This is a genomic window from Streptomyces cellostaticus, assembly GCF_023630175.1.
Lineage (GTDB): Bacteria > Actinomycetota > Actinomycetes > Streptomycetales > Streptomycetaceae > Streptomyces > Streptomyces cellostaticus_A.
Genome location: NZ_JALLIN010000017.1, coordinates 113,437 through 129,647, shown reverse-complemented (window position 1 = coordinate 129,647; position 16,211 = coordinate 113,437). Strand labels below are relative to the sequence as shown.

14 protein-coding genes and 3 pseudogenes are annotated in these 16,211 nt (G+C 71.0%); 6 read left to right on the top strand and 11 right to left on the bottom strand.

Annotation, left to right across the window (positions count from 1 at the left end; all coding sequences use genetic code 11):
* Window positions 1–243 precede the first annotated feature (243 nt).
* Together MXD57_RS13575 and MXD57_RS13570 are read right to left on the bottom strand one after the other, a co-directional pair.
* A pseudogene (locus MXD57_RS13575) lies at window positions 244–905 on the bottom strand (nucleotidyl transferase AbiEii/AbiGii toxin family protein).
* Window positions 902–1,270: a hypothetical protein gene (locus tag MXD57_RS13570; protein WP_250401636.1), complete on the bottom strand. Its 369-nt coding sequence runs from the start codon at window positions 1,268–1,270 to the stop codon at window positions 902–904. Before MXD57_RS13570 ends, MXD57_RS13575 begins: the two are co-directional and overlap by 4 nt.
* Window positions 1,271–1,572: 302 nt before the next feature.
* Here MXD57_RS13570 and MXD57_RS31515 point away from each other — a divergent pair, with 302 nt between their 5' ends.
* The 3 genes from MXD57_RS31515 (at window position 1,573) to MXD57_RS13560 (ending at window position 7,271) form a co-directional block, all read left to right on the top strand.
* On the top strand, window positions 1,573–1,704 hold the full coding sequence (locus tag MXD57_RS31515) for a hypothetical protein (protein WP_284505506.1): 132 nt from the start codon (window positions 1,573–1,575) through the stop codon (window positions 1,702–1,704).
* Window positions 1,705–2,008: 304 nt separating this feature from the next.
* A complete protein-coding gene (locus tag MXD57_RS13565; protein ID WP_250401635.1) occupies window positions 2,009–4,450 on the top strand; it encodes a plasma-membrane proton-efflux P-type ATPase in 2,442 nt (813 codons plus the stop codon).
* Window positions 4,451–4,820: 370 nt separating this feature from the next.
* Window positions 4,821–7,271 carry a glycoside hydrolase family 65 protein gene (locus MXD57_RS13560; protein WP_250401634.1) on the top strand — a complete coding sequence of 817 codons (2,451 nt, stop codon included), beginning with the start codon at window positions 4,821–4,823 and terminating at the stop codon, window positions 7,269–7,271.
* A 75-nt stretch (window positions 7,272–7,346) separates the two neighbouring features.
* On the opposite strand, the gene MXD57_RS13555 is transcribed toward MXD57_RS13560, so the two are convergent.
* From MXD57_RS13555 to MXD57_RS13545, 3 genes are all read right to left on the bottom strand, one after another.
* Window positions 7,347–7,970 carry a GyrI-like domain-containing protein gene (locus MXD57_RS13555; protein ID WP_250401633.1) on the bottom strand — a complete coding sequence of 208 codons (624 nt, stop codon included), beginning with the start codon at window positions 7,968–7,970 and terminating at the stop codon, window positions 7,347–7,349.
* Window positions 7,971–8,069: 99 nt separating this feature from the next.
* Window positions 8,070–8,543, bottom strand: a complete 474-nt coding sequence (locus MXD57_RS13550) for a hypothetical protein (RefSeq protein WP_250401632.1) — start codon at window positions 8,541–8,543, stop codon at window positions 8,070–8,072.
* Between the two features lie 260 nt (window positions 8,544–8,803).
* A complete protein-coding gene (locus MXD57_RS13545; protein ID WP_250401631.1) occupies window positions 8,804–9,661 on the bottom strand; it encodes an SDR family oxidoreductase in 858 nt (285 codons plus the stop codon).
* 91 nt (window positions 9,662–9,752) lie between these two features.
* Between MXD57_RS13545 and MXD57_RS13540 the strand changes: the two genes are divergently transcribed.
* Entirely contained in the window at window positions 9,753–10,214 is a 462-nt protein-coding gene (locus MXD57_RS13540) for a MarR family winged helix-turn-helix transcriptional regulator (protein ID WP_250401630.1), read from the top strand.
* Window positions 10,215–10,299: 85 nt separating this feature from the next.
* Here the strand turns inward: MXD57_RS13540 and MXD57_RS32165 are convergent.
* The 4 genes and pseudogenes from MXD57_RS32165 to MXD57_RS13525 all read right to left on the bottom strand — a co-directional run.
* A pseudogene (locus tag MXD57_RS32165) lies at window positions 10,300–10,473 on the bottom strand (IS982 family transposase); the annotation flags it as partial.
* A 60-nt stretch (window positions 10,474–10,533) separates the two neighbouring features.
* Window positions 10,534–11,475: a hypothetical protein gene (locus tag MXD57_RS13535; RefSeq protein ID WP_250401629.1), complete on the bottom strand. Its 942-nt coding sequence runs from the start codon at window positions 11,473–11,475 to the stop codon at window positions 10,534–10,536.
* 513 nt (window positions 11,476–11,988) lie between these two features.
* Window positions 11,989–12,180, bottom strand: a complete 192-nt coding sequence (locus tag MXD57_RS13530) for a DUF397 domain-containing protein (RefSeq protein WP_250401628.1) — start codon at window positions 12,178–12,180, stop codon at window positions 11,989–11,991.
* Window positions 12,177–13,088: a helix-turn-helix domain-containing protein gene (locus MXD57_RS13525; RefSeq protein ID WP_250401627.1), complete on the bottom strand. Its 912-nt coding sequence runs from the start codon at window positions 13,086–13,088 to the stop codon at window positions 12,177–12,179. The genes MXD57_RS13530 and MXD57_RS13525 overlap by 4 nt, the downstream gene beginning before the upstream one ends.
* A gap of 171 nt (window positions 13,089–13,259) precedes the next feature.
* Between MXD57_RS13525 and MXD57_RS13520 the strand changes: the two genes are divergently transcribed.
* Complete coding sequence (locus MXD57_RS13520; RefSeq protein WP_250401626.1) at window positions 13,260–13,712, top strand: ATP-binding protein; 453 nt, start codon at window positions 13,260–13,262, stop codon at window positions 13,710–13,712.
* Between the two features lie 19 nt (window positions 13,713–13,731).
* Here MXD57_RS13520 and MXD57_RS13515 read toward each other — a convergent pair.
* A pseudogene (locus MXD57_RS13515) lies at window positions 13,732–13,964 on the bottom strand (hypothetical protein); the annotation flags it as partial.
* Between the two features lie 262 nt (window positions 13,965–14,226).
* Here MXD57_RS13515 and MXD57_RS13510 point away from each other — a divergent pair.
* Window positions 14,227–15,453 (top strand): metallophosphoesterase, encoded by a 1,227-nt coding sequence (locus MXD57_RS13510; RefSeq protein ID WP_250401625.1) that lies wholly within the window; start codon window positions 14,227–14,229, stop codon window positions 15,451–15,453.
* Between the two features lie 53 nt (window positions 15,454–15,506).
* Here the strand turns inward: MXD57_RS13510 and MXD57_RS13505 are convergent, their stop codons facing one another.
* A complete protein-coding gene (locus MXD57_RS13505) occupies window positions 15,507–16,064 on the bottom strand; it encodes a DUF3291 domain-containing protein (protein WP_250401624.1) in 558 nt (185 codons plus the stop codon).
* Between the last annotated feature and the right edge of the window lie 147 nt (window positions 16,065–16,211).

The window sequence follows — 16,211 nt, the reverse complement described above, 5'->3', positions numbered from 1 at the left end:
CCAATTGACGGTACGCAAGGCTGTACTTGGTGCCGATTACGGGAGGCCGTAGGCTTCGAACGCAGGGACCGGGCGGTGAAGCGGAAGCGGAGCAGCAAAGAGGCGGCGCGCCAGCTACGTCCCATGCAAATCCGTCGTGCAGGGCAGCCACCCACCGTGGACCACTCCGGGTTGGAACCTGCTGGCTACACCGCATCCTCTCGTTGCAACTGCGGTAGAGGGGATGGACGCGATGACGGCGTCTCAGGCGTTCTCGTCATGGATCCGCGCACCCAGATCCTCCGCCCACTCCAGCGCCCACCCCTTGAGTCCTTCGATCTGCTGGGAGGTGAGCCCGTACGCGGTGTAGTCCTCATCCTCGTACCAGTCCGCGCCGATGAGCCGGTCCCGGAGGTATTCGAGGCTGAACTCGTCGTGGGCGCGACGGCGGCCCAGGGATTCGAGGTCGGCGATGGAGCGGTGGCGGGAGGCAGCCTGGACGTCGATGAGGTCGCGGACGGTGCCGCGGTCGGCGAGGGCACGGACCTTGGTGCCGATCACGTCGTCGAGGGAAAGCACGGGGCCATAGGGGGTCTGAGCGGGAGGGGCCCAGAACGCCTCCTCGAGGACGTCGATCTCGCACTCCTCGCCGGTGTCCGGATCGGTGCCGAGGAACCGGCCGCTGAGCGGATCGGTCTGGACGTGCGCGGTCCGCCCATCCGCGCGCGCTGAGACCTGCCGTGAGCGAGGCGACGATCTCCTGCATCGGAGCAGGGTTCTCGGTGGCGACGTCGAGGTCGCGACTGAAGCGTTCGACCAGGCCATGGGCCTGCGCGGCGTATCCGCCGGTGAGGACCAGAGGGTAGGGGGGAGCCGAGATCCAGGATGTCGGCGAGGAGACGCTCGTGGAGCGGAGTGAGATTCACGCGGCGGTCGTGTCGACCGGATCGGTGCGGAGCAGTTCGGGGAAGGCATCCTCCCAGACCTCGCCGATGTAGGGACTGATCAACCGCCGCAGCACGGGCCACTGCTCGGTGAGCAGCCGGTGGTGCAGGAGGGCCACCAGGTCCTCTCTCAGTCCTTCGGCGAGGACGGTCCGGTAGAGCGTCATGCGGGACTTCGGACGGTCCAGGCTGTAACTCGTTCGCCCGGACCAGACGATGTGGAGCGGCAGGTCCAGGTTGCCCTCGACGGGGCCGGCCAGCTCCTGCAGGCGGTCGGGCAGTCGGCTGCGGTAGCGGTAGCGGTCCCGCAGCACCTCGGCGCGGGGGGCGGTGATCGTCGTGCCCATGCATCCAGTATCGCTGCTGGGAGGCGGCGGCATGGCGGATACGAGGCTCCCCTGTCGTACGTACGGGTCGGGCGGCCGCCCGACCTTCCCCCGGACATCTCACCCAGTGGGCGCTCAGCGCATCATCGCCTCCCCACGCAGGCCCCCAGGTGGCACGGCAACCGGCTGCCCTGCAGCCTCGGGCCCCGCTCGCGGGCGCGGGTGATCACGACGCAGCAGATCACTCGGAGGGCGCCGCAGTGACGTCGGCTGCGGCTTCGGCCTCGGTGCCGGAAACGACGAGGGTGCCGAAGACGAGGCCCATGGTGCTCGTTCTGTCGCTGGCCTCGGCAGGCCTTCTCTTCCCCCTGCCGCTCGAGCCCTCGGCAGCCGAGGGCTCCGCGGTGCGCGAGGCCGCAGGGCCGACACGGACCGCCGCCGACGCCGGCGAGTGATCGTCGCGGTGTCGGCGCGGCGTCCCGGCGTGCCGCTACCGGCCGGTTGCGATCTCCTGTCGGCGGGCGTTACCTGGCAGTGGACCGGGCTGGTGGGTCTCTTGAGGTGTCGGGTGCCCTGTCGCGTCCTCCGCCCTCGCCCTGCCTGCGGACCCTCGCTCGAAACGACGCTGCGCCGGACGGCGCGGGCAGCGACTCGGCGGGGCGACCACCGGGTGTCGGGCCTGCCGCCGGACCGGAGAAGACCCGGGGACGGGAGGTTGCACGGGTGCCTGGTTCCGCGGCTGGGGGCAGCGAGCGCGCCGTGACGTCTCACGGGGCCGGTGGGCGGGCGGCGCATGATCGGCGCACCGAGGAGGACCGGCGGGCGGACCTGCACAGGGCCGCCGACGCGGGGCTGGATTCGGCGCAGGCGGCCGCGCGGCGGGAGCGTTACGGGCCCAACGTCCTCGAGGAGGAGGAACGCAGCGTCCTGCTGGAGTTCCTGTCGCACTTCTGGGGTCCGATCCCGTGGATGATCGAGGCGGCCCTGGCGTTGACGGCGGCGACCGGCCGGTGGGCGGATTTCGCCATCATCCTGGCCTTGCTGCTCCTCAACGGACTCGTGGGGTTCTGGGAGGAACACCAGGCGCAGAACGCGATCGCGGCGCTCAAGGAGCGGCTGGCGAAGGTGGCGCAGGTCAAGCGGGACGGGAAGTGGACGACGGTCCCGGCCTCCGAGCTGGTTCCGGGAGATCTGGTGCGGATCGGCCGCGGGGAGGTGGTGCCCGCGGACGGGACGGTGGTCGAGGGCGAGGGCGAGGCGGACGAGTCGGCGCTGACCGGGGAATCGCTGCCGGTGGCCAAGAATCCCGGCGACGGCATGTACTCCGGGTCGGCGGTGTCGCGGGGCGGGCCGGTGGTTCGCGTGCTGGCCACCGGTGCGGACACCGAGTTCGGGCGCACCGCTCGGCTGACGGGGCGGGCGGCACCGGCGAGCCACTTCCAGCGCGCGGTCATCAGCATCGGAAAGTACCTGAGCCTGCTCGCGCTCGGACTGGTCGCTGTGATCATCGTGCTGTCGCTGCTGCGCGGGAGCGGGGTGACACGCACGCTGGAATTCGCGCTGGTGGTGGTCATCGCCTCGATTCCGGTCGCCCTGCCGGCGGTGCTGTCGGTGACCATGGCCGTCGGAGCCCGCTACCTGGCCAGACGGGAGGCCGTCGTCAGCCACCTGCCGGCCGTCGAGGAGATGGCCGGTGTGGACGTGCTGTGCGCCGACAAGACCGGCACCATCACCCGCAACGAGCTGGCGGTCGCCGACGTCGCCGTACTCGAGGGGGCCATGGACGAGGGGCAGGTGCTCAAGCAGGCGGCCCTCACCGCGGAGCCCGGTGGCGGCGACCCCGTCGACGAGGCGATCCTCCGAGCGTGCGGGGCCGACCGGCTGGAGGACTGGGAGGTCATCGACTTCACGCCGTTCGACTCCGCCCGCAAGTTCGCCCGGGCCGAGGTGCGGGGCCCCGGAGCAGAACGTGTCGTCGCGAAGGGGGCGGTGCAGGCCGTCCTCGGCCTCGTGCAGGCCTGCGACTCGGTCGCGCAGCGCGTGGAGGAGGTGACACGAGGCTTCGCGCGCCGGGGGTTCCGTGCGATGGCTGTTGCCTGCGCCGACGGAGACGGGTGGCGGGTGACCGGAATGCTGGGGCTGCAGGACCCGCCGCGGGAGGACTCCCGCGCCACGCTGGAGGAGGCCGGCCGGCTGGGCGTGCAGGTCAGGATGGTGACCGGGGACCGGGTGGAGATCGCCCGGGAGATCTGCGGCCGAGTGGGCCTGGGCACCGAGGTCCTGGACGCGAAGCGGATCGAACGGCTCGAGGGCGAGGACCTCGCGCGCACCGTGGAGGCGGCCGACGGGTTCGCCCAGGTGGTGCCCGAGGACAAGTACCGCATCGTGAAGGCCCTCCAGGAGCACGGCCACATCGTCGGCATGACCGGTGACGGCGTGAACGACGCCCCCGCCCTGCACCGCGCGGATGCGGGGATCGCGGTCTGCGGCGCCACCGACGCGGCCCGCGCCGCCTCCGACATCGTCTTCCTGGCACCCGGCCTGTCGACGATCATCGAGGCCGTCCACCGGTCCCGCGAGGTGTTCCGGCGGATGAAGAACTACGCGATCTACCGGATCACCGAGACCATCCGCGTGGTGCTCTTCGTCACCGCCACCATCGTGGTGTTCGCGTTCTTCCCGGTCACACCGATCCAGGTGGTCCTCTTGGCCATCCTCAACGACGCGGCCATCCTGTCCATCGCCTACGACCGGGTACGGCCCTCCTCGAAGCCGGAACGCTGGGACCTGACCGAGGTGATGGCGATCGCCGCCGTCCTGGGCCTGTTCGGCCTGGTCTCGACGTTCGTCCTGGTGTGGGTGACACACCTGCCCCTCGCTCTCGCGGACGCCGACGTGCGGACCCTGATCTACCTCAAACTGTCCGTCAGCGGGCACCTCACGGTCTTCCTGGCCCGTACCCGCGGCCCGTTCTGGTCCTACCGGCCGTCCTGGATCCTGCTCACCGCCGTGATCGGCACCCAGCTCCTCGCCACCGCGATCGCCCTCACCGGCTTCCTGATGCAGCCCATCGGCTGGAACCTGGTCGGACTCGCCTGGGGCTGGGCCATCGTCGAGTTCCTGCTGCTGGACCCGGTCAAGCTGATGGCCTACCGCGTCCTGGAACAGCACGGCAAGGCGGCGAAAGCCGTCGGCACCTGATCATCCCCGTCCGCCGCAGCCGGGCCGGCCGACACCGGACGGCCCACTGCTCAGGAGGTGGAAGACCCGATGAGTGACATCCTGCCCGGTGCACCGGGCAGCCTGACCGAAGCGGAGATCGCCGCCCCGGACGCCCACCGGCGTGCGGCGAAGCACCTGGCCGCGGGCCGGAGCCACCTGACGGCGAACCCGCTGATCCCCGAGCACGTCAAGCCCCGGCTGCCGGTGGCCTGTGCCGTGCTGGATCCGCGAGCACGGAAGCGACCGGCCGGAAGTCGCGGAGGGGACATGGCCTGCGTGGCAGCGGTCGGGACGGCCGGGCCCAGGTGCACCGCCGAGCGGGAGGCGTGCCGTGAGCGAGGGAGCGGACATGGACCAGTGGACACTGTGCTACGAGGGCTACACCCCGGACGACGAGCCGCTGCGCGAGGCGCTGTGCACCGTGGGGAACGGCTACCTCGCCACCCGCGGGGCCGCCCCGGAGGCATCGGCGGACGGGGCGCACTACCCGGGCACGTACGCGGCCGGGATCTACAACCGGCTCACGACGACCGTCGCCGGTCAGACGGTCGAGAACGAGAGCCTGGTGAACCTGCCTCACTGGCCGGCGATGACCTTCCGCATCGACGACGGCCCCTGGTTCGACGTCGACACGGCCGGCCTCCTCGAATACCGCCAGTACCTGGACCTGCGGCACGCGATCCTCACCCGCCGAATGCGGTTCCGCGACACGCGCGGCCGTACCACGGCGGTCACCCAGCGCCGCTTCGTGAGCATGGACTTCGAGCACGCGTGCGTGGCCGACATGGCGGTCACGGCGGAGGACTGGTCCGGCCGGCTGGAGTTCCGCTCCACACTGGACGGCGCGGTACGCAACACCCTCGTCACGCGCTACCAGGACCTGGCCGGCACCCACCTGGAACCGGTACGCGCCACCCGGCCCTGCGACGACTCCGTGCTCCTGGAGGTGCAGACGAACCAGTCCGGCATCCGCGTGGCCATGGCCGCCCGCACCACGGTCTGGCGCGGCCGCGAACGACTGGGCGCACGGCGCCGCCTCCTGGAGGAGCCCGGACGCACCGGATACGACCTGGCGGCGGACATCGCCTCCGGCCAGACGGTGAGACTGGAGAAGGTGGTGACCGTCTTCACCGGCCGCGACCGCGCCATCTCCGAGCCCGCCGCCGAAGCGGCCCGCTGGCTGCCCCGCCTGGGCGGCTACGACGACCTGCTGAAAGGCCACACGACGGCCTGGGACCACCTGTGGGACCGGTTCCGGATCGAGATCGAGGGCAGGGGCGACGCGCAGCGCATCATCCGCCTGCATGTGCTGCACCTGCTGCAGACCGTCTCGCCCAACACCGCCGAACTCGATGTGGGAGTACCGGCCCGGGGACTGCACGGCGAGGCGTACCGGGGGCACGTCTTCTGGGACGAACTGTTCGTCTTCCCGCTGCTGAACCTGCGCGTCCCCGACCTGACCCGCGCGCTGCTGCGCTACCGCTACCGGCGGCTGCCCGAAGCCCGGCAGGCGGCACGCGCGGCAGGCCACGAGGGCGCCATGTTCCCCTGGCAGTCCGGCAGCGACGGCCGCGAGGAGAGCCAGCGGCTGCACCTCAACCCCCGCTCCGGCCGCTGGCTGTCCGACCCCAGCTGGCGCCAGCACCACATCGGCATCGCCGTCGCCTACAACGTCTGGCACTACTACCAGGCGACCGCGGACCGGGAGTTCCTCACCCACTACGGCGCACAGATGCTGGTGGAGATCGCCCGCTTCTGGGCCTCCGTCGCCTCCTACGACCGTGACCGAGGCCGGTACGTGATCCGCGGCGTGATGGGGCCCGACGAGTTCCACACCGGTTACCCCGGTGCCGAGGACAGCGGGATCGACAACAACGCCTACACCAACGTGATGGCCGTCTGGGTGATCCTCAGAGCCCTGGACGCCCTCGCCTCCCTCCCGGAACAGCCGCGCCGCCACCTCACCGAGACCGTCGGCCTCCTGCCGGAGGAACTGTCCCGCTGGCGCGACATCAGCCGCACCATGTACGTCCCCTTCCACGACGACGGCGTCATCAGCCAGTTCGACGGCTACGACACCCTGCGCGAGCTGGACTGGGACCACTACCGGGAGCGGTACGGCAACATCCGCCGCCTCGACCGGATCCTCGAAGCCGAGGGCGACGACGTCAACCGCTACAAGGCGTCCAAACAAGCCGACGTCCTCATGCTGTTCTACCTGCTGTCCGCGGACGAACTCGCCCCGCTCTTCCACCACCTCGGCTACTCGTTCGACGCCGGGATCATCCCCCGCAACATCGACTACTACCTGGCCCGGACCTCCCACGGGTCCTCCCTCAGCGCCGTCGTCCACGCGTGGGTCCTGGCACGGGCCCACCGCGAACGCGCCGTGGAATTCTTTCTGCGCGCCCTGGAAGCCGACATCGCCGACATCCAGGGCGGCACCACAGCCGAAGGCATCCACCTGGCCGCCCTGGCCGGCAGCGTCGACCTGCTCCAACGCTGCTTCTCCGGACTGGAGACCAGAGGAAACCAGCTGCTCCTCAATCCCTACTGGCCCGAGTCCCTCGGCACACTCGAACTCTCCGTCCGCTACCGGGAGCACCCGTTGGTACTGCGCATCAGCGGACATCAAGTCCAGGTCGCCGCCGGGCACGGCATGCACCGGCCGATGCGCATCTCCTGCCGAAGCGAAACCGCCGTACTGCACCCCGGATCCACCCTGGAATTCCCCTCCGGCGACAGCCGGATCGACCGCCCATCGCCGCGCGACACGGCGACTCCCCCTCAGCCTCCCTGACCAGTGCTCCCTGCGACGTGGTGGACGTGACGCACTCGGCGCGTGGCGGTCGGGGCCGAGCACCCGGCAGGTGGACTAGCTGTCGAGGTGTTCGACCGGCTGGCGCAGGATGGTCCTCAGCTTCTCGGGGACGGTCTTGCGGGGGTCGCTGAGGTAGATCTCGTGGTGCAGCCCCGAAGGACGCAGGCCGTTGGCGGCGAGGTAGGAGTGGTGGAGTTCGTGCAGCACGGGTGCCTCGTCGTCGTAGGAGCCGATGTGCAGCGCCTGGGCACTGCGTCCTTCGTTCAGGGTGAGGTGCCGCATTCGGGAGATCGCGGGGATCCTCTTCTTGGCCAGCGCAGTCTGCTTGGCGTCCTCGATCATCTCCTTGGTGATCCAGAAGGGCATGTTGATGAGCATGGTCCAGTTCCAGGTGTCCTTGACTCCGCCGGTGAAGGCTTCGTACCGGTCCGCCCACCACAGCCCTTCCAGGGGAGCGACGACGAAATCGCCGCCCGCTGTGTGTTTGCCGGCGAACTTGAGGGTGTAGGCGACCGCGTAGAGGGCCCCGACCGCGTGGGCGTAGGCGGGAGCCGTATTGGGGTTTCCCGTACCGTCGATGGCGATGAACTGCTGCTCGGGAACGTCCACGATGGCCCACGCCGTGTTCTTGGGCGCGTAGCACTCTTTCCGCTCTCGCTTGACGTCGTACGGCGCCATGGGTGCCTCACTTCCTGGACGATGCACTTGACCCGGCGATGCCCGTTACGGCCTTGGGACCGTTGAGCGGGGCTGACGGCATGTCGGCGGCGGGCGGCACTAGTCCCCCGAGAATCCGAAGATTCCCAGGTGAGTCGCACTGTCGCCGGAGTAGAGGACGATGTAGTAACCGGTCCACCGCATCCGGCACTCGCCGAGCAGGCTCTGCTTGTGCTCCTTGTGGCTCGCCACGTGTCTGGAAGCGGCGACGAGCTCCTCGTACTGCGCGACCGACGGGCGGTCCGTTCCGAAGTGGTGCGTCACGCGACCGAGAGCCAGTGGGCGCAGGGTGCCGTAGTCGGTGATATCGGAGTCCGTCGGCGGGTCGTCCGTGGCGACGACCCTGTCGATGTCGAGGATCGTATGGGTGCCCTCGGACCCCATGAACTCCTTGTCCTCGTAGAGGGCCTCGAGGCTTCGGTATCGGGCGTCGTCGCCGTACTCCTGCTGGAACACCCCGGCCTGCAGTGTCGCCAAGGCCGACTCGACATCGCCGTCGTACGTGGTGACGTAGTCCCATCCGCTGGCACCCATCGGGCCACCCCTCCTCGAAGGTCGTGAACGGCCGAACCATAGCGGCTGGGACCGACAACGCCGCCTGGCAGCGGGCTCCGACCGACGTCCCGGATCGGGATGTACGAGCGGTCGACCGCATCCGCGGAGATCGCCCGTTCAGGCCCGCAGGACGCGGGGCCTGGAGCACGGTGCGGGGCGGTGGGGAGGCGGCGTTGTCCAGCCGTGAAGGGCCTCACCGGGGTGCGAGAGCGGGATGAGGCCCGTCGGGCGCGTGAGTGTCAGGCGATCCAGGCATTGGTCAGGCCGAGGACCGCGGAGCCGTCCAGGTCGGTGAGCTTGGTGGCCACGAAGCCACGGGCCCAGTCGGAGGTCTGCAGACGGAAGGCGGGCTCGTCGGCGGTCAGCGCCCTCAGCACCGACTCGGCGGCGCTCTCGGGGGTCTGGGCGGCGCTGCCGGAGAACTGCGCGATCGTACGGTTCAGGTAGGCGCTCAGCTGGGGCGCGTACACCCCGGCCTCGGCGACGGCGCCTTCCAGGTCGACGCCGACGTTGGAGACGAACTCGGTGGCCACGGCTCCGGGTTCGATCACGGACACGGACACACCGTGCGCCGCCGCCACCGGGGCCAGGCTCTCCATGTACCCCTCGACGGCGAACTTGGCCGCGCAGTACGCCTCGTTGAAGGGCTGCCCGACCACGCCGCCGACACTGCTGACGGTGATCAGACGGCCGCCGCGGGCACGCAGGTGGGGCATGGCCTCCTTGGAGACGTTGACCACCCCGAAGAAGTTGACCTCCATGACCTTGCGCACCTCGGCCGCGGACTCGTTCTCCATGGTGCCGAGGTGTCCGGCGCCCGCGTTGTTGACCACGGCGTCCAGACGCCCGTGGTCGGCGAGGACACCCTCGATCGCGGACCGGATCGACTCCTCGTCCGTGACGTCCAGCCGGCGGATGTCCAGCTCCACACCCGCCTCGGCGGCGGCCTTGCGCAGGGCGCCGGAGCGGCTCGGGTCCCGCAGCGTGGCGACCGTCGTCCAGCCCGCTCGGGCGGCTGCGACGGCGGCGGCGAGACCGATGCCGGAGGAGGTGCCGGTGATGAGGACGACCTTCGGGGACTGGGTGGGGGAGGACATCGCGGAACCTTTCGTTCGGGACGAGCATTTAAGTGCGTGTACACACACCATACGTATGTGTGTGCGTGCACGCAACCGCTAGACTCGTGACATGTCCAAGAAGAAGCTGGCGCAGGCGGGGATGCCGGCCGCCGACTACGCCTTCTACGGGGTGGTCTGGGCCGGAAGCGTCCTGACCGAACGCGTCGACCGCGCCCTGAGCAAGGCGCACGACCTTCCCGTCTCCTGGTTCGAGGTCCTGCTCTGGCTGGCCTCCAGCCCGGATCCCGTGCCGGTCTCGGTCCTGGGCAACAGCACGATGCTCAGCCGCAGCCAGGTCTCCCGCGTCGTGGACGCCCTCCAGGGCCGCGGCCTGGTCACCCGTACCCCCTCGGCCCGGGACGCCCGCTCCGTCGAGGTATCTCTCACCCCGGAGGGCCACCGCCTCTTCGAGGCGGCCGACGCCACCCGCCGCGAGACCCTGGCTCCCGTCTTCACCGACCTCCTGGACGAGGAAGACCTCCAGGCCCTCAGCAGGGTCTGGCAAAAGCTCAAGGCCAACAAGGACACCTGAGGGCTGTGGCGCACGCCGGCCACTGGACGACCGGTCCGCCGGTGGACTACTCCAACGGTGGTTCCCTCCCCCGGACGGACGACGAACGCAGCCACCTGGCCCCGGAGGCGAACCCGGGCATCGCCCGCAGCATCGAGAGGGTGACCAGGTCGGCGTCGGTGAGCTGCGGCGAGACACCCGCGGCGGGCCGCCGCGGCGCCAGGTCCGGGCGCCGTTTCGGGAGATCGCCGGTCGCCGCGTGCAGTGCAGTGCAGTGCAGTGCACTGCAGTCGCGGGGGTGTCCAGGTTGTTCGTCACACAACGGCCTTGGGCGGGTCAGCTACGAGTCCGACGACACCAGCCGCGTACGAACGAGCGCTCGCAGCATCGCGGCGCCCGCCACCACCGCTGCAAGGTGCAGGACCGCCGCGAGCGCGAGGTTCTCCGGCAGGGCCGCGTCGGCCGGCTGCGCGACCGCCAGGTACAGGGTCAGCGGAAGCTTCCAGCCGCTCCAGGCGAACAATGAGCCCGAGCCGAGCCAGCCGAGCACCATCGGGCACCATCGGGGGACCCGTGCGGGCCGGCCTCGGACGGCAGCCCAGGTAGCGGCGGACGCCACGAACGCCCAGAGCCCGAAGACGCCGGACAGCACATACCAAGCGGGGTCCCGCTCGCCGCGGTGGGCTACGCCTGCGGTGCCGCCCACCGCCCAGTACAGCCAGACGAGACCGACCGCGACGCCGACCACGGCCATCCACGGCAGCGCCCTTGACGAGCCCTCCCCACGATCCCCGAGCCGACCCGCGAACGCGTCCGGCCAGCGCCGCCGCAAGTACGTGGGCAGCGCGACGGCCAGACCCAGCCCCATGCCCACGAACCCGATCTGAACCAGCGCCGCCTCCCAGACCGGCATCGAGGGGCCCGCGTCACTCCCGCCCTTCGGATCGCCGTCCTGCGAGCCCAGCAGCGAACTGAGAACGGCGTACGGCAGCACCGGGACGAGGAAACCCGTTCCAACCCAGGCACAGAAAGCCAACGGCGCTCCCGGTATGCGCATCCCCCACGGCCGCACCAGCGCGAGCGCCACCGCGATCCCGATCCCTGCCATACCGATCGTGGCACTGTTGAGCACCACCCACTCCGCCATGCCGAACCCGGTCCCGACCGGCAGCAGCCCCACGAGCGAACCAACCACCCACGACACCTTGATCAGCAGATAGGGCGTGAGCGCCAGCGCTGCCCCATACGCCGCGACTCGCCCGACCCGATCCCACCGATTCACCTGAACTCCCCATCCGAGCAACGGAGTTCCAGTCTCATTCACCACCGCCGCCACCGGCGTCAACCGTCGGGCGTATCCATGCCATCACTCAGGAGGAGTGAGAGTCGGCCGACGGGAGCACAGAGCACTGCCGGAGCACGAGGAGCCGCCGAGGACCCCGCCAGGGCCGAAACCGCTGACGTCCCGGCCGCGTTACCGCGTTACCGCCGGCCTGCGCGGGCGCGGGAAGCCGCGGGAGGCATGACCGGTGCCGAGGGGCGTCATGGGAGGGGGCACGGCGGCCGACTCAGGGGCGGCGGGAGCCGGCCGAGGCGGCCCTGCGCGAGTCGGACGCCGTCACCCGCGATGCGAAACACGGGGCACACGCTCCCGGTGCCGAAGACGGTGGACGCGAGGGGGGCGGCCCGCATGCAGGCTCATCCGAAGTCAGGCGGAGGATCGACGTCTCCACACCCAGGTAGATGCGCCGCCCGCCGCCTCCTCATCGGACGCGGCGGACGGCGCACCCCGAGCTCAGCACTCCGACGCGAACCGCAGGAACTGCCCCCAGCGCTCACGGCTCACCGCGAAGGCCGGGCGGGTCACGTCCTTGGAGTCCCTTACGTGGACGGCCTGTTCGGCGATCGCGACCTCCACGCAGCTGTCGCCCTGGCTGCCGCTGTAGCTGGACTTGAACCAGGCGAGTTCCGACGTACCGCTGCTCATAGCTCTCCTCGCAGTCGCTCCAGCAGGGCCCGGGATTCGTTGGGGCTCAGGGCCTGCGAGCGCAGTGTTTCATAGCGGCGGCAGAGCAGACTCACCTGTTTCGGGTCGGAGATCAGCCGCCCGTTCTCCTGCCCCTCCGAGTAGCCGAGGCGCCGCCCCTCGGGGGTTTCCAGGACCTGTACGGGCCCGTCCAGACAGGCGTGCAGCCCCGCCTCCAACACCACCACCTGAAGCGTCACGTTGCGCGGTGCGGTGCGCTCCAGCACATGGTCCACCAGCTCACGCATCACCCCGGCGCCCCCGAACCGCCGCCGGAACACATGCTCCTCGACGATGAAGCTGAACGGCACGGTCGGCCGCTCCCGCATCATCGCCTGCCGTTCCATTCGGGCGGTGAGCTGCTGCTCCAGCTCCTCGTCGGTCCGCAGCGGATTCGTGCCCTCGAACACCGCCCGCGCGTAAGCCTCCGACTGCAACAGCCCCGGCACCAGCCGGCACTCGTACGTACACAGGCTCATCGCATCCCGCTCCAGCCGGGCCCACCGCCGGAACCACGCCGCGAGCCCCGCCTCTCCCCGCGTCAGGTGCCGGGCGGCCTTCCGCAGCGCACCTGTGTTGCCGAGCGCCTCCTCCGCGCGCTCCACGAACGCCTCGTCCGGCATCCGGCGGCCCAACTCCACCGACTCCACGGTGTGTTTGGAGTACCGCACCCGTTCACCGAGGTCGGCCCGGCTGAGCCCCGCATGCTCGCGCAAGGCCTGGACGAAGGCGCCGAACGTACGCAGACTGTCCGACGGATGGGGCTCCCGCTCGCACTCCCCCGCCGGAACCGTCCGTACTGCCGCGCCCGCGCCGACGCCTCGGGTTCCGTGCTCGACCTCGGCCGCGTCCCCTGCGACGATGCCCATCCGCCGACCCTCTCTCCGTACCGTGCCGCGACAGCCCGTAGGCCGCCCCTCGCTCGACACTCAGCGTGGCGGAGGCCGTCCCGTACTGTCCACTCCACGTGCCCGTACGCTCACACCGCGTACGGGACGCCGCCCTCGCGTGTCCCCGTACCCGGCCGCCACGCTGGCCCCATGAACCACGCGTCTCCCCGACTCAACGTGCCGACCCGCAGCTTCACCCAACTCCTGTCCGCCACGCGGCGCGGCGCCCGGCTCGCCCGGCTCCTCGGCGTCACCGAGCTGCGTTCCTGGGGCGCCCCTCGCAATCTCACGGAGCGTGCGGAGGCGGTCGTCGCCGAGCTGGCCGCCAACGCCGTCCTCCACGGCCGCGTGCCGGGCCGCTGCTTCCGGCTGACGCTCGTCTTCGACCCACCGGCCGGCCGACTGCGCGTGGAGGTGAGTGACGCCCGCGGGGACCTCTGCCCCGAGATCACGACGGGCACCCCCGGAGCGGACGCCCTCCGCCTCGGCGGGCGCGGGCTGACGCTCGTCACCGCCCTCGCCGACCGATGGGACTGCCTTCCCTACCCACCCAGCGGCAAGACGGTCCGGGCGGTGCTCTCGGCGCCCGCCGCCGAGGCGTGAACGTCGGGTGCGAGCGCGCCTACGCGGGGAGCGCGGGGAACACGACCACCGAGCCGTCCTCGTCGCGGGCGATCTCGATCGCCACGTCCGGCGTGCGGCCGTCGACCGTGACGTCGTCGCCTTCCAGCTTGCGAATCCGGTGTGCGCCCGCGCCAGGCGGTCGACTTCGCCGGTCGTGAAGACGGGTCGCAGACCGTTCGGGCGTGCGAGCTCCAGCGCCGACAGGCGTACCAGGACACCGGCGATTCTCGACGGCGGTGGCCGCACTCACGCCCCCGCATGGCGCGGTACGGCGGCGTCACCAGGTCCGTCCGCCTTCGAGATGCCACGGGATCGCCCGACGAGCTACGGAACAGAGCCGTCCGGTTCACCCGTGAACACGCCGCGTCATGACCGCCCTGCCGTCCCGCGGAGACGCGCGCGCCCGGGAGGGCCGCCGTGAACGCGGGTCCGGCCGGCCGGAGGGTGACCGGATACAGTGCCCGGGACGGCAGCACGGTTTGTGAGGGGAAGCGTGACCGACACCAGCGACACCCGGCCCGCCGACGGTGAAGCGCCGGCGCCACGGCGGAGCCGTAGCCGGCTGCACCGGCTGATGCGCTACATCCCCCTGGTCGCCCCCGTCCTGCTGTGGGTGGTGCCCTGCTGGACGCTCCTGTACACCGGCCAGCACTGGCCGCTGCCGGTCACGCTCGCCGGCACCGCCCTGTCCGCCCTCGGCCTCATCGGAATGCCGCTCGCGATGACGCGCGGTCACGGCCCGCGCCAGCAGGACCGCGCGGCGGTCGTCGGTGACACCCTGCTGGGCACCGGCTGGGTGCTGTTCACCTGGTCCGTCCTGCTGGGCGTCCTGCTGCGGCTCGCCCTGACCCTGGCCGGCGTCGGTGAGGGCCAGGACCGGGCCCGGATCGTCACATGGGCCGTCCTCGGCGTCGGCGCCGTACTGCTCGCCTGGGGATACGCCGAGGCCCGCCGCGTGCCACGCGTGCGCCGGCTCGACGTGCCACTGCCCCGACTGGGCGCCGGGCTGGACGGCACCCGCGTCGTCCTCGTCACCGACACCCACTACGGCCCGCTCGACCGCGCCCGCTGGTCGGCACGGGTGTGCGAGACCGTGAACACCCTGGAGGCCGACCTGGTCTGCCACACCGGTGACATCGCGGACGGCACGGCCGAACGCCGCCGCGCCCAGGCCGCCCCGCTCGGGACCGTGCGGGCGACCCGGGCCCGTGTCTACGTCACCGGCAACCACGAGTACTACAGCGAGGCCCAGGGCTGGGTCGCCCTGATGGACGAACTGGGCTGGGAACCGCTCCGCAACCGCCATCTGCTGCTCGAACGCGGAGGCGACACCCTCGTGGTCGCCGGCGTGGACGACGTCACCGCCGAGTCCTCCGGCCTGGCCGGCCACCGCGCCCACCTCGCCGGAGCCCTGAACGGCGCCGACCCCGAGCTGCCCGTCCTGCTCCTGGCACACCAGCCCAAGTTCGTCGACCGGGCGGCAGCCGCGGGCGTCGACCTCCAGCTCTCCGGCCACACCCACGGCGGCCAGATCTGGCCCTTCCACCACCTCGTCCGCATCGACCAGCCCGCCCTCGCCGGACTCAGCCACCACGGCTCGCGCACCCTGCTCTACACCAGCCGCGGCACCGGTTTCTGGGGCCCGCCGTTCCGCGTCTTCGCCCCCAGCGAGATCACCCTGCTCGTGCTCCGCTCCCCGCACCCGCCCACCTCGACGTAGCGCTCGACGGATCGAGGTGTTCGACGGCGGACCCGGCCGTCGAGGGTTCCTCGTCAGCGAACCCGGTCGCTCTTCGGCCCGATGTCCTTGACGCCGGTCGCGGTGCCGTCCGGGGCGAACGAGCGGTGGAAGGTGAAGGCGCGCGGCACGGAGCCGTGGTCGTGGAGGTGCTCCAGCCTGCGGACCCCGTCCTGCCAGGTGGGTATCACGCCGTCGGAGACCCACCAGAACACGTGACTCGGGTGTCCCGTCCTCTCGAACCAGTCGTGACGCCTGTTCAGCGCCTCACGGTGCAGACCGGTGTAGACGGCGTCGAAGGCGGGGCGCAGGTCGGTCCAGAGCGAGAGCGTCGCGGCCAGCGCGGTGGTTTCCGCCGTGCGGCCCTTGCCGTACCAGCTCGGTACGGCGAACTCTCCCCACGCACCCCAGTCCAGGTCGAAGTGCGTGCCGCCGGCGCCGTACGCCGGCTCGGCATGCGCGAGGTACCCGGGTTGCCGGCTGATCTCCGGGTAGACGGCCTCGCCGCTGTCGTGGAGTTCGCGCGTGAGGGGCGCGGGGTCGGCGAGGGGTGACTTGAGGACGCCGAACGTGTACAGCGCGAGTTGAGGCATGTGTCTCTCCCTGGTCGGGGTGCCTGGTGTGGTCCACGGGTGGCTCGGCCCGGAGGAACTCCCGTGCGACGGTGGGCGATCGCCGAGGACCAGGTGAAGGTAGCCGCCTCTGCGGGTCCTGTCGAAGTTGCGTTTTCCCCGTCCGGG